At 70.1% G+C, this 19,132-nt stretch carries 16 protein-coding genes; 8 read left to right on the top strand and 8 right to left on the bottom strand.

Annotated elements, in window-relative coordinates; all coding sequences use genetic code 11:
* Positions 1 to 4 precede the first annotated feature (4 nt).
* The 3 genes from C3B61_RS16705 to C3B61_RS16695 are packed head-to-tail and all read right to left on the bottom strand — an operon-like array spanning position 5 to position 5,237.
* Complete coding sequence (locus tag C3B61_RS16705; RefSeq protein ID WP_103461863.1) at positions 5 to 2,125, bottom strand: RecQ family ATP-dependent DNA helicase; 2,121 nt, start codon at positions 2,123 to 2,125, stop codon at positions 5 to 7.
* Positions 2,126 to 2,142: 17 nt separating this feature from the next.
* Positions 2,143 to 2,622 carry a PPOX class F420-dependent oxidoreductase gene (locus tag C3B61_RS16700; protein WP_103461637.1) on the bottom strand — a complete coding sequence of 160 codons (480 nt, stop codon included), beginning with the start codon at positions 2,620 to 2,622 and terminating at the stop codon, positions 2,143 to 2,145.
* Between the two features lie 32 nt (positions 2,623 to 2,654).
* The gene (locus C3B61_RS16695; protein ID WP_244285977.1) at positions 2,655 to 5,237 is read right to left on the bottom strand and encodes a glycoside hydrolase family 65 protein; all 2,583 of its coding nucleotides are present in this window, start codon (positions 5,235 to 5,237) and stop codon (positions 2,655 to 2,657) included.
* A 75-nt stretch (positions 5,238 to 5,312) separates the two neighbouring features.
* On the opposite strand from C3B61_RS16695, the gene C3B61_RS16690 reads away from it, so the two are divergent.
* Entirely contained in the window at positions 5,313 to 6,590 is a 1,278-nt protein-coding gene (locus C3B61_RS16690) for a M18 family aminopeptidase (RefSeq protein ID WP_103461635.1), read from the top strand.
* A 156-nt stretch (positions 6,591 to 6,746) separates the two neighbouring features.
* On the opposite strand, the gene C3B61_RS16685 is transcribed toward C3B61_RS16690, so the two are convergent.
* Positions 6,747 to 8,231, bottom strand: coding sequence for a SulP family inorganic anion transporter (locus C3B61_RS16685; protein ID WP_088456784.1), 1,485 nt, complete (start codon positions 8,229 to 8,231; stop codon positions 6,747 to 6,749).
* An 87-nt stretch (positions 8,232 to 8,318) separates the two neighbouring features.
* Here C3B61_RS16685 and C3B61_RS16680 point away from each other — a divergent pair, with 87 nt between their 5' ends.
* Complete coding sequence (locus C3B61_RS16680; RefSeq protein WP_088456783.1) at positions 8,319 to 8,942, top strand: MerR family transcriptional regulator; 624 nt, start codon at positions 8,319 to 8,321, stop codon at positions 8,940 to 8,942.
* Between the two features lie 30 nt (positions 8,943 to 8,972).
* The gene (locus tag C3B61_RS16675; protein WP_208858845.1) at positions 8,973 to 9,977 is read left to right on the top strand and encodes a hypothetical protein; all 1,005 of its coding nucleotides are present in this window, start codon (positions 8,973 to 8,975) and stop codon (positions 9,975 to 9,977) included.
* On the opposite strand, the gene C3B61_RS16670 is transcribed toward C3B61_RS16675, so the two are convergent.
* Entirely contained in the window at positions 9,974 to 10,879 is a 906-nt protein-coding gene (locus C3B61_RS16670; protein WP_103461634.1) for an oxygenase MpaB family protein, read from the bottom strand. The genes C3B61_RS16675 and C3B61_RS16670 overlap by 4 nt on opposite strands.
* 94 nt (positions 10,880 to 10,973) lie before the next feature.
* Between C3B61_RS16670 and menC the strand changes: the two genes are divergently transcribed.
* The 3 genes from menC to C3B61_RS16655 all read left to right on the top strand — a co-directional run bounded on the left by menC (position 10,974) and on the right by C3B61_RS16655 (position 12,834).
* A complete protein-coding gene (menC, locus tag C3B61_RS16665) occupies positions 10,974 to 12,083 on the top strand; it encodes an o-succinylbenzoate synthase (RefSeq protein WP_103461633.1) in 1,110 nt (369 codons plus the stop codon).
* Positions 12,084 to 12,152: 69 nt separating this feature from the next.
* On the top strand, positions 12,153 to 12,524 hold the full coding sequence (locus tag C3B61_RS16660; RefSeq protein WP_103461632.1) for a glyoxalase superfamily protein: 372 nt from the start codon (positions 12,153 to 12,155) through the stop codon (positions 12,522 to 12,524).
* A gap of 19 nt (positions 12,525 to 12,543) precedes the next feature.
* The gene (locus tag C3B61_RS16655; protein ID WP_103461631.1) at positions 12,544 to 12,834 is read left to right on the top strand and encodes a hypothetical protein; all 291 of its coding nucleotides are present in this window, start codon (positions 12,544 to 12,546) and stop codon (positions 12,832 to 12,834) included.
* Here the strand turns inward: C3B61_RS16655 and C3B61_RS16650 are convergent.
* Positions 12,794 to 13,690, bottom strand: a complete 897-nt coding sequence (locus C3B61_RS16650) for a DUF429 domain-containing protein (protein ID WP_088456777.1) — start codon at positions 13,688 to 13,690, stop codon at positions 12,794 to 12,796. The genes C3B61_RS16655 and C3B61_RS16650 overlap by 41 nt on opposite strands.
* Before the next feature lie 168 nt (positions 13,691 to 13,858).
* Between C3B61_RS16650 and C3B61_RS16645 the strand changes: the two genes are divergently transcribed.
* A complete protein-coding gene (locus C3B61_RS16645) occupies positions 13,859 to 15,355 on the top strand; it encodes a sugar porter family MFS transporter (RefSeq protein ID WP_103461630.1) in 1,497 nt (498 codons plus the stop codon).
* Between the two features lie 118 nt (positions 15,356 to 15,473).
* The gene (locus tag C3B61_RS16640) at positions 15,474 to 16,985 is read left to right on the top strand and encodes a sugar porter family MFS transporter (RefSeq protein WP_103461629.1); all 1,512 of its coding nucleotides are present in this window, start codon (positions 15,474 to 15,476) and stop codon (positions 16,983 to 16,985) included.
* Here the strand turns inward: C3B61_RS16640 and C3B61_RS16635 are convergent, their stop codons facing one another.
* Together C3B61_RS16635 and C3B61_RS16630 are read right to left on the bottom strand one after the other, a co-directional pair.
* Positions 16,986 to 17,690 (bottom strand): RNase H family protein, encoded by a 705-nt coding sequence (locus C3B61_RS16635; RefSeq protein WP_103461628.1) that lies wholly within the window; start codon positions 17,688 to 17,690, stop codon positions 16,986 to 16,988. It lies immediately after the preceding gene.
* Positions 17,691 to 17,720: 30 nt separating this feature from the next.
* Positions 17,721 to 19,121 carry a pyridoxal phosphate-dependent decarboxylase family protein gene (locus C3B61_RS16630; protein WP_103461627.1) on the bottom strand — a complete coding sequence of 467 codons (1,401 nt, stop codon included), beginning with the start codon at positions 19,119 to 19,121 and terminating at the stop codon, positions 17,721 to 17,723.
* Positions 19,122 to 19,132 lie beyond the last annotated feature (11 nt).

The raw sequence follows: 19,132 nt of genomic DNA, 5'->3' as shown, positions 1-19,132 counted from the left end.
TCGGCTACGACCGCAGCGCCAGCGTGAACGGCAGCACGCCCGGCGCGCCCGCGCGGCGGAGCAGCCGGCCGGCGACGGTGAGGGTCCACCGGCTGTCGCCGAGGTCGTCGACCAGCAGCACCGGCCCGTCGGCTCCGGCCAGGTTCGCGGCCAGCTCCGGGCCGACCTCGAAGGCGCCCCAGACGCTGGAGAGCCGATAGGCGCTGTTGCCGCCGGATTCGCCGGTGGGCCCCGCGCCCACCAGGCTCAGCGTGCCCAGTTGCGGCAGCCGCCCCACCCGGCTGAGTTCGGCGGCCACCGAGGCCACCAGCAGCGGATGCCGGCGGGACGGCATGGCCACCACGCCCACGGGCCGTTCGGCCCAGCCCCACTCGGCGAGCACCCGCACGCAGGCGGCCAGCAGCGCCGGCGAGGCGGGCGCATCCGGGGTGTTGGGCGCGAAAGTATCGCGCAGGGTGTTGCCCCAGCCCAGGTCGGTGAGTCGGGCCAGAGCGCGACCGGGCAGCACCCTGTCGCCGGCGTCGATGCGGCCCTTGGCGCTCACGCCGAGCCTGTCGGCGCCGGTGGGCCACTGGGCGCGGGGTTCCAGGGCCACGCCCACCCGGTCCAGGGCCGAGGCCGCGGTGCCCGCCGCATCGGCCTGAACGTCGGTGGGGTACCAGGGGGCCGTGCAGTTGTCGCAGCGGCCGCAGGGCACGGCGGTGTCGTCGTCGAGAGCGCGCTGGAGGAACTCCATCCGGCAGCCGGAGATGCGTTCGTAGTCGAGCATGGCGTTCTGCTCGGCCACCCTTGCCGCGCCGATGCGCTCGTAGCGATCGCTGTCGTAGACCCAGGGCTGTCCGGTGGCCAGCCAGCCGCCGGTCACCCGGTGCACGGCGCCGTCGACGTCGAGCACCTTGAGCAGCAGTTCCAGCGGGGAACGCCGGAGGTCGACCCGGGACTCCAGGGCGGGCGTGGACAGCGGGGCGCCACCGTTGGCGTGTAGCGCCTGCAGCACGGCCTCGGCCTTGTGCTGGCTGGGCATCGACGAGGTGGCGAAGTACTGCCAGATGGCCTCGTCTTCAACACCCGGCAGCAGCAACACGTCGGCATTCTCGGTGGCGCGGCCGGCACGGCCGACCTGCTGATAGTAGGCGACCGGGCTGCTGGGGGCGCCGAGATGCAGCACAAAGCCCAGGTCGGGCTTGTCGAAGCCCATGCCCAGGGCGCTGGTGGCCACGAGGGCCTTCACCTGGTTGGCCTTGAGTAGCCCCTCGGACTCCTCGCGTTCGGTGGTGTCGGTCTGGCCGGTGTACGCGCGGACGGCGTGGCCGGCATCCCGCAGCAGCCGGGCGGTGTCCTCGGCGGCCGAGACCGTGAGGGTGTAGATGATGCCGCTGCCGGGCAAGTCGGCGAGGTGGCTGAGCAGCCAGGCCAACCGCGCGCGGGAGTCCGGCAGGCGCAACACGCCCAGGCGCAGTGACGCGCGGGCGAGCGGACCGCGGACGGTGACGACGTCACTGCCCCCGACCGATACCTGCTCCGCCACATCCGTCACCACCCGGCTGTTGGCCGTGGCCGTGGTGGCCAGCACCGGCACTCCGGCCGGCATCGCCGCGATCAGGTCCCGCAGGCGCCGGTAGTCCGGCCGGAAGTCGTGGCCCCAGTCCGAGATGCAGTGCGCCTCGTCGACCACGAGCAGCCCCACCCGCTCGAGCAGCGCGGGCAGCTGCTCGTCGCGGAAGGACGGGTTATTCAGGCGTTCCGGGGAGACCAGCAGAACGTCGACCTCGTCCGCGCGGAGCGCAGCGAGCACGTCGGTCCACTCGTGGGCGTTGGCAGAGTTGATCGACACGGCCCGCACGCCGGCGCGGGCAGCGGCGGCCACCTGGTCACGCATCAGGGCCAGCAGCGGGGACACCAGGATGGTGGGGCCGGCACCCTGGCGGCGCAGCAGCAGGGTCGCGACGAAGTAGACCGCCGACTTGCCCCAGCCGGTGCGCTGCACCACGAGGGCCCGGCGGCGCTGGTCGACGAGGGTTTCGATGGCCTCATACTGGCCCTCGTGGAAGTCGGCGTCGGGCCGGCCCACGAGGGTGCGCAGGATCTCGAGGGCGGCCTCGCGGGTGTCGGTCACGTCGTCCATGGTCACGGCGTCTGACGTCACTGCGCGTCGAGCCTGGCGGCCACATCGGCGGGGAACCCGCCGGTCGCGATCGGGCTCCACCGGGTGGGCGTGATCCGGATCAAGGACTTGTCCTGCAGGGCCATGGCCCGGCGGTACTCCGCCCAGTTCGGGTGTTCGCCGGCGATGCAGCGGTAGTAATCGACCAGCCCGTCGCCGGCGGCCGGCATGTGCAGAATCTCGGCGGTGCCGTCGACCTGCACCCAGGCGCCGTCCCACTCGTCCGAGAGCACGAGCACCGACGTCTGCGGGTCGCGTTCGGCGTTTCGGGTCTTCGCCCGCGACGGGTAGGAGGAGACCACCAGGCGGCCCGCATCGTCGACGCCGCCGGAGACCGGCGACATCTGCGGCCGGCCGTCGCTGCGGGTGGTGGCGAGCAGCATCCGGTGCCGCGGCCGCACAAAATCGAGCAGGTCGGGCAGGGAGACGGTGGTGCTGGTTGCGACGTTTCTGGCCATTCCCTCAGGCTAACGGGACCCCCTGACACGGTTCACGCCGTGCCGAGCACAAAATCGTGGGTCTGCCCCGGATACAGCTGCGCCTCCCGCCCCTCGACGCGCACCCGGATGGGCGTGGCCCCGCCGCTGGGCAGCTGAAGCCTGAGGGTGGTCGGCGTGACCTCGACGTGCACCGATTGGTCTCGGTAGTTGATGCTGAAGGCGATCTTCTCGAGCCGGGCCGGCAGCACGGGGTGCAGCCAGAGCATGTCGTCGCGGATCTCCAGGCCGGTGTAGCAGCGCACGACCATGTCGACGGACCCCGCCATCGCGCCCAGGTGGATGCCCTCGTGGGTGGTGCCGCCCCGGCCGTTGTCGAGGTCGCTGGTCAGCGCCCGGCAGAGCGAGTCCCAGGAGCGTTCGCGGTCGGCGCGGGCATCCACCCAGGAATGCACCACATTGCTCAGCGTCGAGCCGTGCGTCGACCTGGTGCGATAGAACTCGACCGTGCGCCGGATCTGGTCGGGGGAGAGCGAGTAGCCCAGCTCCTCGACCAGGTCGCGCAGCTCCTCGGCCGAGAACAGGTAGAGCAGCATCAGTACGTCGGCCTGCTTGGCGACCCTGTAGTTGTTGCTGCTGTCACCCTCGGCATTGAGGATCAGGTCCAGGCGGCCCAACGAACGGTCAGTGCTGCCGTAGGTGTCCCGGTAGTGCGCCCAGTCCAGCTCGGGCAGGGCCTCGTACCCGTCGAATTGGCTGATCACCCCGTCGGCATGGAAGGCCAGCCGCAGGCGCCGGCCGATCCTTTCCCAGGTGTCCACCTCGTCGGGCCCGAGCCGCAGCCGGTTCCACAACGGCCGGCAGGCCCGGCCCTCGAGCACGGCGACGGTGTCGACGGCGCGGCGCATCAGCCAGGCGACCATCACATTGGTGTACGCGTTGGTGCGCACACCCCCGCCGGGGTGGCCGGGGAGCCCGTCGTGGAACTCGTCGGGCCCCATCGTCCCGCCGATGTCGAACCTGTCGAACACGTCGTCGTAGTCGGTGAGGGACGCGAAGAACCTGGCGATCTCCAGCAGCAGCTCGGCGCCCTGCTCGATCAGGTACTCGACATCTCCGGTGGCCTGGTAGTAGCCCCACACGCTGTAGGCGATCGCCAGGCCCACGTGGTGCTGCAGGCCCGAGTGGTCCGGCATCCACCGGTTGGTGCGCGGGTTGAAGAGCTCGGTGGGGGTGACCTCGCGGCCATCGATGCCGCTCTGCCAGGGAAACCTGGCGCCCTCGTGGCCGGCCGCAGTCGCGGCGGCCCTGGCTTCGCCCAACCGACGGTACCGGTAGCCCAGCAGGATGCGGCTGAGGTCGGGCCGGCGCAGGGTGAGCACCGGGTAGACGAACATCTCATCCCAGAAGACGTGGCCGCGGTACCCCTCACCGTGCAGTCCGCGGGCGGGCACACCGGCGTCGAGGTCGGCATCCACAGCGGCCACGGTTTGCAGAACGTGGAAGGTGTTGACGTTGAGCGCGAGCGACTGCCGCGAACCATCGTGCAGGTGCACCGCGAATTCGTCCCAGAGAATCTCCCATTCCCGCTCGTGCGCGGCGAGGAGCTCGGCGGTCTCCGGAAGCCGGCCGAGCCAGGTGGCCACCGCCATCGAGGGGGAGAGGATCGCACGGTCCCTGGAGGTGCTCACGACGACGACCTTCTCAACCCGGAGGGGGACACCGCTCTCGAGGGTGAGGTCGAACTCGTGGGCGACCCAGCGGCTGGAGTCGGTGAGAAATCGTCTCTCGGGTTCGAGCAGGGTGTCGCCGGAATAGGCGCGGGTGCGGGCGGCCATGGCGATGTGGATGCCCGACCGGGTGGTCTCCACCTCGAGCAGCACCGCGTCCCCCCTCAGCTCCCGCGTGGTGCGAGGCATCAGGTGCAGGTGGGCGAGCAGCCTGTCGGTGGCCACGTTGCGGTTGGCCACCCGGCCATCGATGGCCGAACGCACGGTCAGAGGCCCCGACCAGTCTTCGGCGACGAAGGTGGTCTCGAGCACCGCAACGTGAGGCGACGCCTGGGACACGAACCGCCGGCTCTGCACCCGGGTGACACGGCCGCGCGCGTCACGGAACCGCATCAGCCGGGTGAGCAGACCACGGCGCAGGTCGAGTTCCTGGTTGTAGTCGAGCAGGTCCGCGGTCTCCGGATGGAACCAGCCGGTGTCGGGGGCGGTGAAGTCGCCCACTCTGCTGCTGCCGCTGCCGGTGCGGAACCAGAGGGAGAGCCAGTTGGGGGCATTCACCAGGTGTTCGTCGTCGCGCACGTGCTCACCGGGAACCCCCGCCGTCGGCGCGCCGGGCGCGGGCTCGAACGGGGTGCGGATACCGGGCTCGCCGGCGGCCACGGTCTCACCGATGGCTTCGCCCACGTGTACCTCGGTGCTCAACGGGTTGTAGACCCCGGCGAGGTAGGTGCCCGGGTAGTGCACGGCATCCGTGCGCGCCTCCGGAGCGGCGCCGCGGGTGCCCCAGTAGCCGTTTCCGAGGGTGCACAGCGCTTCGCGGTAGCCCTCCGCCTCCGGGTCGAACCCGTCGAAGCGCAGCAGCCACGGGTCGACCGGGTTGTCGTTCTCGTTCTCGGTCTCGGTCACGGTGGCCTCCTCGTCTGGTCCCGAGAGTCGCACCGCTGGCCGCGCTTGTCGAGGTGCGGGTGGTTGGATGGAGTCATGACTTCACTCTCGGCATACATCGACGACTTCGCCAGCTTCATCACCGCGTCGCCGTCGTCGTACCACGCGGCAGCCGAGGCCGCCCGGCGGCTCGACGACGCCGGATTCGAGCGCCGCGACGAGGCGGATGACTGGACGGCCGGCACGAGCGCCGGCCGCTTCTACGTCGTGCGGGACGGCGCCATCGTCGCGTGGGTGCAACCGGCCGGGGCCACGCCGACCACTCCGTTCCGGATCCTCGGGTCGCACACCGACTCACCGGGCTTCAAGCTCAAGCCCAAGCCCACCACCGGGTCCTACGGCTGGCTGCAGGCCGGCGTCGAGGTGTACGGCGGTCCGCTGGCCAACTCCTGGCTCGACCGTGAGCTCGAGCTCGCCGGCCGGCTGGTCAGCACCGACGGGGTGGCCCACCTGGTGCGCACCGGCCCGTTCCTGCGCATCCCGCAGCTGGCCGTGCACCTGGACCGCACCGCCAACGAGGCGCTCAGCCTCGACCGGCAGCGGCACCTCAACCCGGTGTTCGGGGTGGGCGACCTCCGCCAGGCCGACCTGGTCGGGCATCTGGCCGCGCTCGCCGGGGTGGCGCCTGAGGACGTCGCCGGCTACGACATCCTCACCGCCGACACCAACCCGCCGGCCCGGTTCGGCCTGCACAACGAGCTCTTCGCCGCGGGCCGGATGGACAACCTTTCCTCGGTGCACGCCGGCCTGGTGGCGCTGATCCGGTCCTCGGGCAGCGAGGAGACCATCAACGTGCTCGCCGCGTTCGACCACGAGGAGCTGGGGTCGCAGTCCAGGTCGGGGGCGAGCGGGCCGATGCTCGACGACATCCTCAGCCGCATCGGCGATGACCTCGGTGCCACGATGTCGGAGCGGAAGCGCGCCTACGCCGACTCCTGGTGCGTCTCGGCCGACGCCGGCCATTCCGTGCACCCGAACTACCCGGAGCGGCACGACCCGGCCAACGTGCCGTTGGCCGGCCGGGGCCCGCTGCTCAAGATCAACGGTAACCAGCGCTACGCGACGGATGCGGCCGGTGCGGCCCTGTGGGCGCGCTGCAGTGCCGCCGCCGGCGTGCCGTTTCAGGAGTTCGTGTCGAACAACACGGTGCCCTGCGGCTCTACGATCGGGCCGCTCACGGCCACCCGGCTGGGCATCCGCACCGTGGATGTGGGCATCCCGCTGCTGTCGATGCACTCCGCGCGGGAGCTTGCCCATGTGAACGACCCGTTCTCGCTGTCCGCCGCGATCGGCGCGTTCTTCGCCGGGGCGTAGGGGCGGCTCGCGGCACGCGTTGGCTCCCGCGGCACACCTTAGTTCCGGCGGCACGCGCTAGAACATGTGCCGCCGCGCACAACGTGTGCCGCGACGCACAACACGTGCCGCCGCGCACGTCACATGCCACGAGCGGGTGGCGGCACCCTGGCCGGGCTACAACTGCCCGGTGAGTCGCCCGTGCATGGCCCGGCTACGCTCGTCCAGGCCGTGGAAGGTGACCGTGGCGCCGTGCTGGCGGTACTTCGTTTCGACGGAGTCGAGCACCGCGACGGTGGACGCATCCCAGATCTGCGCTTGGGACAGGTCCACGTCGATGACGGCGGGGTCGACCCCGTAGGAGAACTGCTCGACGAGGTCGTTGCTGCTGCCGAAGAACAGCGGTCCGCTCACCGCGTAGCGCACCGACTGGCCGTCGTCGGCGAGTACCCGGTCCACACGCACCACGTGCGCCACCCGCCGCGCGAACAGCACCATGGCCAGCACGACGCCGGCGCCGATGCCAATGGCCAGGTTGTGGGTGGCCACGACCACGGCGACCGTGGTGAGCATCACGACGGTCTCGGGCACGGGCATCCGGCGCAGCGTGCCCGGACGCACACTGTGCCAGTTGACGGTGGTGATGGCCACGACCATCATCACGGCGGCCAGGGCCACCATGGGGATCTGCTCCATCAGGCCGCTGAGCGCGGTGACCAGCAACAGCAGGAAGGCCCCGGCCACGAAGGTGGAGATGCGGGTGCGGGCCCGGCCGAGCTTCACGTTCACGACGGTCTGGCCGATCATCGCGCAGCCGGCGATGCCGCCGTAGAGGCCCGCGAGCATGTTCGCGATCCCCAGCGCCCACGCCTCGCGGCCCTTGGGGGAGCGGGTGTCGGTGATGTCGTCGACGAGCTTGGCGGTGAGCAGGGTCTCCACGAGCCCCACGAAGGCCACGCTCAGCGCGGTGGGCCAGATGATCTGCAGGGTCTCCAGGTTCAGCGGTACGAGCAGCGGGGTGATGCCGGGCAGGCCGCCGGACACGTCGCCCTGGTCGCCGACGGTGGGCACGGCCAGGTGCCAGGTCATGGCGATCGCGGTGACCACCACGATGGCCACCAGCGGGGCGGGCACCACCCTGGTGAATCGGGGCAGCCCGAGCACGATGAGGATAGTTAGGGCGAAAAGCGGGTAGACCAGCCACGGAACATCCAGAAGGTGCGGCACCTGGGCGACGAAGATCAGGATGCCCAGCGCGTTGACGAAGCCGATCATCACCGACCGCGGGATGAACCGCATCAGCCGGGCCAGGCCCGTGACACCGAAGAGGATCTGCACGATCCCGGCCAACAACACCGCGGGCAGCAGGTATTCCACCCCGTGGTCCTTCACGAGCGGCGCCACCACCAGGGCCACGGCGCCCGCGGCTGCGGTGATCATGGCGGAGCGGCCGCCGAGGAACGACATCGAGATGGCCAGAACCACGGAGGCGATCAGGCTCACCTTCGGGTCGACACCGGCGATGATCGAGAACGAGATCACCTCGGGGATCAGCGCCAGGGTGGTGACCACACCGGCGAGCACCTCGACGCTGAGGGCCTTCGGCCGACGTAGGGTGGCGCGCACGGTCGGCGGGATGGGGATGGCGGGGCGTTGGGACACTGTGCAACTGTAATCGCGGTGTAACTGTGATCGCGCCGCAGCTCCCGGGTATAGACAGTGTCACTATCCGATAGCTAAACTATCTGCATGAGGATGGCGCAGCTGAGCACGACCAGTGGGATCCCGGTGGCGACGATCAAGTACTACCTGCGGGAGGGCCTGCTGCCGGCGGGGGAGCGGCAGGGTCCGAACCAGTCGTTGTACGGGCCGGAGCACCTGCGCCGGCTGCGCGTCATCCGTGGCCTGCTGGAGGTGGGCGGACTCAGCATCGCCGCCGCCCACCAGGTGATCGATGCCATCGACTCGGACCTGGGCCTGTCCCACACATTCGACATCGCCCAGCGCACGGTCTCGCCCCAGATCGACGGTGCGGCCCTGTCGCCCGAGGCCGTGGCCCAGGTCGATGCGGTGCTGAGCGGATGGCACGTATCGCCGGACAATCCCGGCCGCCTGGCCGCGGCCCGGGTACTGCAGACCTTCGCCGAGCTCGGCCAACCCGACCTCAGCGGTTGGGTGCCCGGCTACGCGGCCGCGGCGCTCGCCGTGGCCGAGGCCGACCTCGACGAGATCGACGCCCGCACCGACCGCGAATCCAAGACGGAGATGGTGGTCGTGGGCACAGTGCTCGGCGATGCCCTCTTTGCCGCCCTCCGCCGAGCGGCGCAGGAGCACGTCTCCGCCCGCCGGTATCCAGCACCGCCCAACCCGTAAGTCCCCCCATCCCGTCAGGAGTCCGTCATCATGGCCAGTACTCGCACCGGAACCAGAACCGCGTTTCGCAGCACCCTGCTCACCGGCCCCGCGTCCGGCGCCCCGCCCACCATCAGGTGGCACCGACCGCTGCTCTGGCTCGCTCTCGCGATGGCCGTGGTCACCGCCGGCGCTCTGGTGGGCCTCGCTGTCGATCCCCGCACCGTCACCGGGGCGCCCCTCTGGGCCAAGCCGCTCAAGTTCGCCATCTCGGTGGGCGTCTACGCCGTGACCCTGTCCTGGCTGATCGGGCTGTTGCCAGCGGCTAAGGCTCGGTCTCGTCGGCTGGCCTGGTGGGCCGGCACCGTCGCGGCCGTGTTCCTGGTCGTGGAGATGGTGATCATCGTGGGAGCGGCCGCGGCCGGCCTGACCAGTCACTTCAACGTGTCGACGGGGTTCCACGCTGCCCTCTGGTCGGTCATGGCGGCATCCATCGTCACGGTCTGGGTCGCTGCCGTGCCCATCGCCATCCTGTTGCTCCGCGCCGACCTCGGCGACCCGGGCCGGGCCCTCGCGATCCGCTCCGGGTTGCTCATCGCCCTGGTTGGCATGGGCCTGGCGTTCCTGATGACCGGACCCACCGCGGCCCAGCTCGACGACTATCAGGGCATCGTGGGCGCGCACACCGTCGGAGTCGCCGACGGCGGTCCGAGCCTGCCGTTGCTGGGCTGGAGCACCGTGGCCGGCGACCTGCGCATCCCGCACTTCGTGGGTATGCACGCCCTGCAGGTGCTACCGCTGGCGGCCCTGCTGCTCGAAGCCCTCGCCCGACGGATGCCCGCCCTCGCCCGTCCGCTCGCGCGCCGCGGCATTCTGCGCGCCCTGGTCGGCCTCTACCTGGGCGTGCTGGCCCTGGTGACCGGCCAGGCCCTCGCCGGCCAGTCGATCGTGCAGCCGAGTGCGCTGGTCCTGGCCATCGCGGCGGCGCTGGTCGCCGTCACCTTCGGAGCCATCACCCGCACCCTCCTCAGAGAGTCCCGCCGGGCGCGCGGCTAGGACACGGCGAGGCGGGCGATACGGGCCCGGGCCGCGTCCTCCGAGGTGGAGGAGGCGCCGAGCAGCAGCCGCACCAGGCCGAGCACAGCGCCGGTGGCCCAGACCACGGGTAGGGGGCTGCGGCGAAGGCCCAGCATCCGTCGGTATTCGACCGGGATCGATGCCACGGCGCCGGCGAACATGATGCGGTAGAACGGCAGCATGCCGCGCCGGAGCGGCGGGTGCCTGATGAACCGCACGGCCTCCGCGACCCGGTCGCCGCCCATCAGCACACCCGCGTCGGAAAACGCCCGCAGTTGCGAAGCGAGCTCGGCGTCCGACCGGGGCGGGTCCTGCACGCCGACGAGTTCGCCGGCCTTGGCCCACTCCCGCACGTACCTGTCGGCGCCGCCGGGGATCGGGCCGCCCCAGAGCCTGTGGCTGGCCAGGAAGGCATCCGTGAACACCACGTGCACCCAGGACAGCAGCTCGGGGTCGCCGGCAGAGTAGGGCCGCTGAACACCCTGCGCGTCGACGTAGCTACCCACGACCCGCTCGTGGAACCGGCCCACCCGGCCCGACTCACGCTCGGCCTGTTCCGTGGCGGCGAACGTCACCGTGACCAGCCACTGGATGGTGCCGCTGAGCCGGCCGAGCGGATCCTCCCGGTACCTGGACCAGTCGTGCACGCCGGCCATCGCGCCAGGGTGCAGGGTCTGCATGAGCAGCGCCCGGATGCCCGCGACCATGGTGGCCATGCCGCCGTGCACCGCCCAGGACGCCGAACCCGGCCCGAAGAAGCCGGCGTCGTCGCCCAGCTCCATGGTGCCGACCCAGGCCGGCCGACCCTCGTCGTTGCCCGAGAGGGTGACAAGCAGGTGCGAACGCCAACTGCTCACGAATCCATCCACGAGGCTGCTCATTCTTCGAACCCTAATCGACGATCCCGTGCGGATGGCTGGGCATGCGCCCCGAAATCCGGTGTGGCTAGACTCCGTTCATGAAGAGCGCCGGCGCATGAGAATCGAGAATATCGAGCTGCGCCGGGTGAGCCTGCCGCTGGTGCGGCCGTTCCGCACCTCGTTCGGCACCATCACCGAACGGGAAATCACCCTGGTGCACGTGTCGACCGCCCACGCCGAGGGCTGGGCGGAGTGCGCCGCCGAGGTGCGGCCGCTGTACAGCTCGGAGTTCATCGATGCCAGCGACCTGGTGATCCGCGACCACCTCATCCCGCGGCTGCAGGCCCTCGGCGACGACCTCACCGCCGAGCGAGTGGGCTCCGCCCTCGCCCCGGTCAAGGGCCACCAGATGTCTAAGGCCGTGTTGGAGGCGGCAATCCTCGACGCCCAGCTGCGCCAGAGCGGCCAATCCTTCGGCGGCTACCTCGGCGCCGTGCACGACACAGTGCCGGCCGGCGTCTCGGTGGGCATCATGGACACCGTCGACGAGCTGCTCGAGGCCGTGGCCGGCTACCTCGCCCAGGGCTACCTGCGTATCAAGCTCAAGATCGAACCGGGCTGGGACCTCGCCCCGGTGCGTGCCGTTCGCGAGAGGTTCGGCCCCGACCTGCTGCTGCAGGTCGATGCGAACACCGCATACACGCTGGCGGATGCCCGGCACCTCGCCCGGCTCGACCCGTTCGACCTGCTCCTGATCGAGCAGCCGCTGGGCGAGCGGGACCTGCTCGGGCACGCGGCGCTGGCCCGGCTGATTGGCACCGCGGTGTGCTTGGACGAGTCGATCGAGTCGGCGCAGGACGCCGCCGCGGCGATCAGCCTTGGCGCGTGCAGCATCATCAACGTCAAACCGTCGCGGGTGGGCGGCTACCTCGAGGCCCGCCGCATCCACGACGTCGCCGCCGCGCACGGGGTGCCGGTCTGGTGCGGCGGGATGCTCGAGACGGGCATCGGCCGGGCCGCCAATGTGGCCCTCGCCGGCCTGCCCAACTTCGTGCTGCCGGGGGACACCTCGGCCTCTGACCGCTACTACGCCCAGGACCTCACCGCCCCGTTCGTACTCGAGGACGGGCACCTGCGGGTGCCGACCGGCCCGGGCACCGGGGTGCAGGTGCTGCCCGACGTGCTGGCCGAGGTCACCCGGTCGCGCCGCGACATCCGCTTCTAGCGGCAGCACCCGCTCCGTCGTAGGCTGGCGCCGTTCGAGTGACACTCAGCCCATAACCGGAGGTTCGCCATGGACATGAAGATCGAACTCGTCAGTATCCCGGTCACCGACGTCGACAGGGCCAAGGCGTTCTACGTCGACCAGGTCGGCTTCAACGCCGACTACGACCAGAGGGTCAACGAGGCCATGCGGTTCGTGCAACTGACCCCGCCGGGATCCGCGTGCTCGATCGTGCTCGGCGAGGGCATGACCGATATGCCGCCCGGCTCGCAGCGGGGCGTGCAGATGGTCGTCGCCGACGCGGATGCCGCGAGGGCCCAGCTGGTGGCCGCGGGCGTGGAGGCCAGCGAGGTGGACGAGCAGGACTGGGGTCGATTCGTGTACTTTTCCGACCCCGACGGCAACACCTGGTCGTTGCAGCAGCTGCCGCCGCCTGAGTGAGGCCCCGTACTCTGGGGCAATGCCGTCCTACCGCGTGATCATGTCTATCGGCGCCCTGCAGCCTGGGGTGCGACCGGAGGCCGTACTGCCCGCCGCCGCCGGCGCCGCCGCGGAGCTCACCACCGTGGAGGCCTCCGACCTGGCCGTGGTGGCCGGGTCGGCCCGCGCCACGGTGCGTTTCACCGCCGACGACGGCACCGCCGCATTGGCCATCGGCGACCACGTCGTTGCGAAGACCGGGCAGGTCGCCGCCCCGGTGAGCTGGCTGGTCACCGAACGAGTGAAGGGGCGCTGGCTGCCGGTGCGCTGAACGCGGCGGCAGCGAGTGCGGCGGCCCGGACACGGTCGTCGCCGCGGCGCTGCTCAAGACGGGCCGGCGCGATGATGGTGCCCCGGCGACCGTCCACGACCAGCGGGTCAGCGGCACCGAGGACCTGGCTGCGTGCGGTGCCGTAGCGGTGCCAGAGCGACGCCGTCCAGGCACAGAGCAGCGCGTCGATGAGATCCTCGCGGTGCTTGTAGGCGGCGTCGGCCAACGGTGTCGGCTCGGTGACCAGGCTGTCGGAGGCCGCGTGGGTGGCCAGGTCCAGTGGCGGCGAGGCCGCGTGCAGTCGCCACATCCGCTCGATGAGGTCGTCGCAGACCAGAGCACGCTCGGCGCGACGTTCGAGGATCGGGAGGGCAGACCCCATCCGCTTGTATCGGGGCCGTTTGTCGTCGTAGCCGAACTCCGGCGCGCCAACCAGGGTGGTGTAGGGGTAGCACTCCAGGAAACTGCACATCTGTGCACCGACGGGGGCAAGGCCATCGGTGTAGGCCCAGCCGAGCTGCTCCAGCCGGCCGCGCAGGGTGACCCCGCCGAGACGCGGCAGGGCCTGATTCGAGGCGTTGGCCGCCACGTGCCAGCGACCGTAGCGAGACCCGGTTTCCCGTTCGCACTCCCGCATTCCGGTGGGGTTGTTCACCACGAGCGGTGCGTCGATGGCGAGTACCGCGCCCGGCTCGCCTAGCCGCTGGATCCAGTCGACGACCTCGTCGATGCCGCGGGCCCACCCTGCCTCGATCACCCGGCCGGTCTCGTCGATGCAGGCGAGCCCGCTCTCATTGGCCGGTTTCGCGGCCGTGCCTTCTGCCCAAGCCAGATCCACCCCGAGGAATCGCGTCATGGGCCATACCTACCACGCTCGGTGCGCCCGCGAAAGATGACCGAATATAGCGGCTCGCGCAACATTTAGGACGTTGGACTCCATCTCTTGGTCCCCCCGAGTGCGGGCCAGGCGTAGTCTTCACGGATTGCCCAGACGGCGATGACCAGCGAAAACGAGGAAGTTTCTATGCAAGCCACGACGGAATTGACGAGAGAAGCGACACCGACGGTCACGCCGGCGACAAATCGTAAGGTCATCGCGCTGGCCATCGCCGGGGCGTTCGGAGGGTTCCTTTTCGGGTTCGACTCCTCCGTGATCAACGGGGCGGTCGAGGCCATTCAGGGTCAATTCGGCCTCTCCGAAGCCATCACGGGGTTCGCTGTCGCCAGCGCCCTGCTCGGAGCTGCGACGGGCGCCTACCTCGGCGGCGGTTTCGCGGACAAGTTCGGCCGCATCCCGGTCATGCTCGTCGGCGCGATCATCTTCTTCGCCAGCTCTATCGGATCCGGGCTCGCCTTCGGCGTCGTCGACCTCATCCTCTGGCGGGTCGTCGGCGGTATCGGCATCGGGCTCGCTTCGGTCGTGGCGCCCGCGTACATCGCCGAGATCTCGCCACGGCAGATGCGTGGCCGGTTGGGCTCGCTGCAGCAGCTCTCCATCACCATCGGTATCTTCGCCGCATTGCTCTCGGACGCCATCTTCGCCGCTACCGCCGGCGGCGCCGGCCAGATGTTCTGGTGGGGCCTGGAGGCCTGGCGCTGGATGTTCCTGGTCAGCGCGGTACCGGCCCTCATCTACGGAGTCGTCGCTCTGCTGCTACCCGAGTCGCCGCGCTATCTGGTGCTGCACGACAAGGAGCGCAAGGCCCGCGAGGTGCTCGAACGGGTGCTGCCGCACGGAGATGTCGACCGCGAGATGCGCGAGATGAAGGCCTCGATCCAGGACGATGTGCGGGCCAGGCGCACCGGCTCGCTCCGTGGCCCGGTCTTCGGCCTCAAGCCCATCGTGTGGGTGGGCATTCTGCTGTCGGTGTTCCAGCAGTTCGTGGGCATCAACGTGATCTTCTACTACTCGACCACGCTGTGGAGCGCGGTGGGCTTCGAGGAGTCCAGCTCGCTGACCATCTCGGTGGTCACGTCGGTGACGAACATCCTGGTCACCCTGGTGGCGATCGCCCTGGTCGACCGGATCGGCCGCCGCCCCATCCTGCTGGCCGGATCCATCGGCATGACGGTGTCGCTGGCCACCATGGCGATGGCGTTCAGCCGGTCGGTCATGATCGACGGCGAACTCGCCCTGCAGGGCGCCTGGGGACCGATCGCCCTCGTCGCGGCGAACGTCTTCGTCATGTCGTTCGGTGCCTCCTGGGGACCGGTGGTCTGGGTTCTGCTCGGGGAGATCTTCCCGAACACCATCCGTGCCAAGGCCCTCGGCCTGGCTGCCGCCGCCCAGTGGGTCGCGAACTTCCTCGTCACCGTGACCTTCCCGCCGATGGCAGGGCTGTCACTGCCGCTCACCTACGGTGTGTACGCCCTGTTCGCAGGGCTGTCGTTCGTGTTCGTGCTCACGAAGGTGCCCGAGACCAACGGGATGTCTCTGGACGAGGCAAACACTCTGCTGCCGAACAAGAACTCCGCAAAGCCGAAGGCAGCGACGAAGGCGGAGCCGGTGCTGCGGCGTTAGTCGGGTGATCGTCGGAACGGCGGCATCCCGCTGTGTGTCATCCGCTGGTGCGAGGCAGGCGTAGGATTTTCGGGTTGCCCAGACGGCGAAGACACCAGCGAATGCGGGGGAAGTGGCGATGACTAACAGGACAGAACCGAAGAAGGACCGGACGCCGGCCGGCACATCGGCTGGCACATCGGCTGGCCGGGATGGCAAACCAGCGACAAATCGTAAGGTCATCGCGCTGGCCATCGCCGGCGCGTTCGGAGGGTTCCTCTTCGGGTTCGACTCTTCGGTGATCAACGGGGCGGTCGAGGCCATCCAGGGGCAGTTCGGCCTCACCGAGGCCATCACCGGGTTCGCCGTGGCCAGTGCCCTGCTCGGCGCGGCCACCGGCGCCTTCCTCGGCGGACGGTTCGCGGACAAGTTCGGGCGCATCCCGGTGATGCTCGTGGGCGCGATCGTGTTCTTCGCCAGCTCGATCGGCTCCGGACTCGCGTTCGGGGTGGTCGATCTGATCGTCTGGCGCGTCGTCGGGGGTATCGGTATCGGGCTCGCCTCGGTGGTCGCCCCCGCCTACATCGCCGAGATCTCGCCACGGCAGATGCGTGGCCGGTTGGGCTCCCTGCAGCAGCTCTCGATCACCATCGGTATTTTCGCCGCCCTGCTCTCCGACGCCGTGTTCGCGTCGACGGCCGGCGGCGCCAGCGAGATGTTCTGGTGGGGGCTGGAGGCCTGGCGCTGGATGTTCCTGGTCGCGGCCATCCCCGCGGTCGTGTACGGCGTGATCGCGCTGCTGCTGCCCGAATCGCCGCGCTTTCTGGTGCTGCACGACAAGGAGGAGAAGGCGCGCGAGGTGCTGCACAAGGTGTGGCCGCACGGCGACGTGGACCGTGAGCTGCGCGACATGAAGGCCTCGATCGAGGACGACACCCGCGCCAAGCGCACCGGGTCGCTGCGCGGCCCGATGCTCGGTCTCAAGCCCATCGTCTGGGTGGGCATCATCCTGTCGGTGTTCCAGCAGTTCGTGGGCATCAACGTGATCTTCTACTACTCGACGACGCTCTGGAGCGCGGTGGGCTTCGAAGAGTCCAGTTCGCTGGCCATCTCGGTCGCGACGTCCGTGACGAACATTTTGGTCACTCTGGTGGCGATAGCGCTGGTCGACCGGGTCGGCCGCCGGCCCATCCTGCTGACCGGTTCCATCGGCATGACGGTGTCGCTGGCGACTATGGCCGTGGCGTTCAGCCAGTCGGTCATGGTCGATGGCGAGCTCGCGCTGCAGGGTGCGTGGGGACCGATCGCTCTCGTGGCTGCGAACGTCTTCGTGATCTCCTTCGGTGCCTCCTGGGGACCGGTGGTCTGGGTGCTGCTCGGGGAGATCTTCCCGAACACCATCCGCGCCAAGGCTCTCGGCCTGGCCGCGGCCGCGCAGTGGATCGCGAACTTCCTCATCACCGTGACGTTCCCGCCGATGTCGGCCTGGTCGCTGCCGCTCACCTACGGCATGTACGCCCTGTTCGCCGGCCTGTCCTTCCTATTCGTGCTCACCAAGGTGCCGGAGACCAACGGGATGTCGCTGGACGAGGCCAATACGCTGCTGCCGAACAAGAACGCCGCGAAGCCGAAGGTCAAGCCGCGGCGCTAGTCAGATCAGGTCGCGGAGCAGCTCTTCCGGGCTGACTCCGCGCCCGCTCGCCCGGCGCTTGAGCCGGCCGAGTTCCTCGGCGCTGAGCGAGACCTGCACGGTGTGCGGGCGCTCGACCTCGAAGTCGAACAGGCCGAGGTCGGCGGATGCGCGTGGTGCGGCGATTTTCGCCGGCGCGGTCTTCGCAGCCGGGGTCGTTGCTGCCGCCGTCTTCACAACCGCGGCAGCCGGCACCGGCCCGCCGGCCACGAAGCCCGGCCCGGTGGGGATCGTGGCGTTCCGTTGGTACGCCTCGGAGACGGCGCGGGCGCGGGAGTCGGCGGCCTCGTTGAGCGGGTGGTTCGCGTGGCCCTTGACCCACTCGAACCGGTATTTGCGGCCCACCAGGGCCTCGTCGAGCTCCTGCAACAGGTCGAGGTTCATCACGGGTTTGCCGTCGGCCTTTCGCCAGCCCTTGGCCTTCCAGCCGCGCATCCACTTGGTGATGGCGTTGATGACGTACTGGCTGTCGCAGAGCACGAGCAGGTCGTCGTCCACGTGCGCGGTGGCGCGGAACAGTTCGAGGACGGCCTTGAGCTCGCCTTGATTGTTGGTGGCGTGCTTCCAGCCGCCGGCGGCCCAGTTGTTGTCGTCGATGTACCAGGCCCAGCCGGCCGGTCCGGGGTTGCCAAGGGCCGAGCCGTCTGCGGCGGCGGTGATAGTCATGGATTCAGTCTGCCAGCTGCGCGAGTGGGGTCACCCCCGGTCGGCGGTGGTGACCGTGGCCAGGGCGCGCGCGACGGCGTCGACGGCCACAGCCACATCGGCGGCATCCGTGGACCAGTTGCTGACCGAGATGCGCAACACCGCCCGCCCCGACCAGACCGACCCGGACATCCAGACCGCCCCGTCCGCGATGAGGGCCTGCGTCACCCGGACCGTGCGGTCATCGGTGCCGAACGAGACCGACACCTGGGTGAAGACCACGTCGTTGAGCACCTCGACACCGGGCAGCGCCGCCAACCCTGTGGCGAGGGCGCTGGCGTTGTCGGCGAGTCCCTCGACGAGGGCCACCGTGCCGCTGCGACCGAGGGAGCGCATCGCCGCCCACACCGGAACGCCGCGCGCGCGTCGGGACAGCTCCGGCACCAGATCCATCGGGTCGGCGGTGCCGGCGTCGTCCCGCACGAAGTAGCTGGTGTGTGCCGCGAACGCGGACCGCGCGGCGGTCGGGTCGGCGACGATGGCGATGCCGCAATCGTAGGGAACGTTGAGGGTCTTATGGGCATCCGTCGCCCACGAATCGGCGGTGTCCAGTCCGGCCAGGGCGGGAGCCCAGCGGGGGCTCACTGCCGCCCACAGCCCGAAGGCGCCGTCGACGTGCACCCAGGCCCCGGCATCGTGGGCCAACCGAATCGACTCGCGCATCGGGTCGAAGCTGCCCGAGTGCAGATTGCCGGCCTGAAGGACGACCAGGCTGGGACCGGTGACCGTCGCCAGTGCGTCCGCCAGGGCGTCGGGACGGATGCACCCCTGCGGGTCGGCGGCGACGAGGGTCGGTTCGCCCAAGCCCAGGTAGCGCAGGGCGAGGATCACCGAGCTGTGCACCTCGGCGCCGGCCAGTACGCTCACCCGTGGTGCGCCGGTCAGGCCATCACGGTTGACGTCCCAGCCGACCGCGCGGAGCACCGCGCCTCGGCCGGCGGCCAAGCCGACGAAGTTAGCCATCGTGCCGCCGGTGGTGAAGCCCACTGCGCTCGAGGCTGGCAGATGCAGCAGGTCGAGAATCCAGGCACCGGCTCGTTCCTCGATCGCCGCGGTCGCCGGTGTCGCATAGCGCAGTCCGCCGTTCTGGTCCCACGCGCTCACCAGCCAGTCCGCCGACAGGGCCGCGGGCAGGGTGCCGCCCATCACCCAGCCGAAGAAGCGGCCGGAGCCGATGGCCATCAGTCCGGGTTCGGCCAGCGTGGCCAGCTCGGCCACCACCGCGGCGGGATCGGCAGGTTCCTCTGGAAGGGCGCGGGCGAAGGCCGCCGCCAGCTGGTCGACCGGCGCCGCCGGTTTCACGGGCCGGGACGGCAGCGAATCCAACCACTCGGCGGCGGACCGAACCGCCTGCTCGAGTGGGGCCCGGTAGTCCTCTGGCCGAAAAGTCATGCGGTCACCAT

Origin of the sequence: Cryobacterium zongtaii (assembly GCF_002909375.1) — a bacterium.
GTDB classification, from domain to species: Bacteria; Actinomycetota; Actinomycetes; order Actinomycetales; family Microbacteriaceae; genus Cryobacterium; species Cryobacterium zongtaii.
This window is presented reverse-complemented; position numbering and strand designations above follow the sequence as displayed.

Excerpts from the sequence above, each read along its gene's own strand:
- C3B61_RS16705 (WP_103461863.1), bottom strand. The coding sequence starts at position 2,125 with ATGGACGACGTGACCGACACCCGCGAGGCCGCCCTCGAGATCCTGCGC.
- C3B61_RS16700 (WP_103461637.1), bottom strand. The coding sequence starts at position 2,622 with ATGGCCAGAAACGTCGCAACCAGCACCACCGTCTCCCTGCCCGACCTG.
- C3B61_RS16690 (WP_103461635.1), top strand. The coding sequence starts at position 5,313 with ATGACTTCACTCTCGGCATACATCGACGACTTCGCCAGCTTCATCACC.
- C3B61_RS16680 (WP_088456783.1), top strand. The coding sequence starts at position 8,319 with ATGAGGATGGCGCAGCTGAGCACGACCAGTGGGATCCCGGTGGCGACG.
- C3B61_RS16675 (WP_208858845.1), top strand. The coding sequence starts at position 8,973 with ATGGCCAGTACTCGCACCGGAACCAGAACCGCGTTTCGCAGCACCCTG.
- C3B61_RS16670 (WP_103461634.1), bottom strand. The coding sequence starts at position 10,879 with ATGAGCAGCCTCGTGGATGGATTCGTGAGCAGTTGGCGTTCGCACCTG.
- menC (WP_103461633.1), top strand. The coding sequence starts at position 10,974 with ATGAGAATCGAGAATATCGAGCTGCGCCGGGTGAGCCTGCCGCTGGTG.
- C3B61_RS16660 (WP_103461632.1), top strand. The coding sequence starts at position 12,153 with ATGGACATGAAGATCGAACTCGTCAGTATCCCGGTCACCGACGTCGAC.
- C3B61_RS16655 (WP_103461631.1), top strand. The coding sequence starts at position 12,544 with ATGCCGTCCTACCGCGTGATCATGTCTATCGGCGCCCTGCAGCCTGGG.
- C3B61_RS16650 (WP_088456777.1), bottom strand. The coding sequence starts at position 13,690 with ATGACGCGATTCCTCGGGGTGGATCTGGCTTGGGCAGAAGGCACGGCC.
- C3B61_RS16645 (WP_103461630.1), top strand. The coding sequence starts at position 13,859 with ATGCAAGCCACGACGGAATTGACGAGAGAAGCGACACCGACGGTCACG.
- C3B61_RS16640 (WP_103461629.1), top strand. The coding sequence starts at position 15,474 with ATGACTAACAGGACAGAACCGAAGAAGGACCGGACGCCGGCCGGCACA.
- C3B61_RS16635 (WP_103461628.1), bottom strand. The coding sequence starts at position 17,690 with ATGACTATCACCGCCGCCGCAGACGGCTCGGCCCTTGGCAACCCCGGA.
- C3B61_RS16630 (WP_103461627.1), bottom strand. The coding sequence starts at position 19,121 with ATGACTTTTCGGCCAGAGGACTACCGGGCCCCACTCGAGCAGGCGGTT.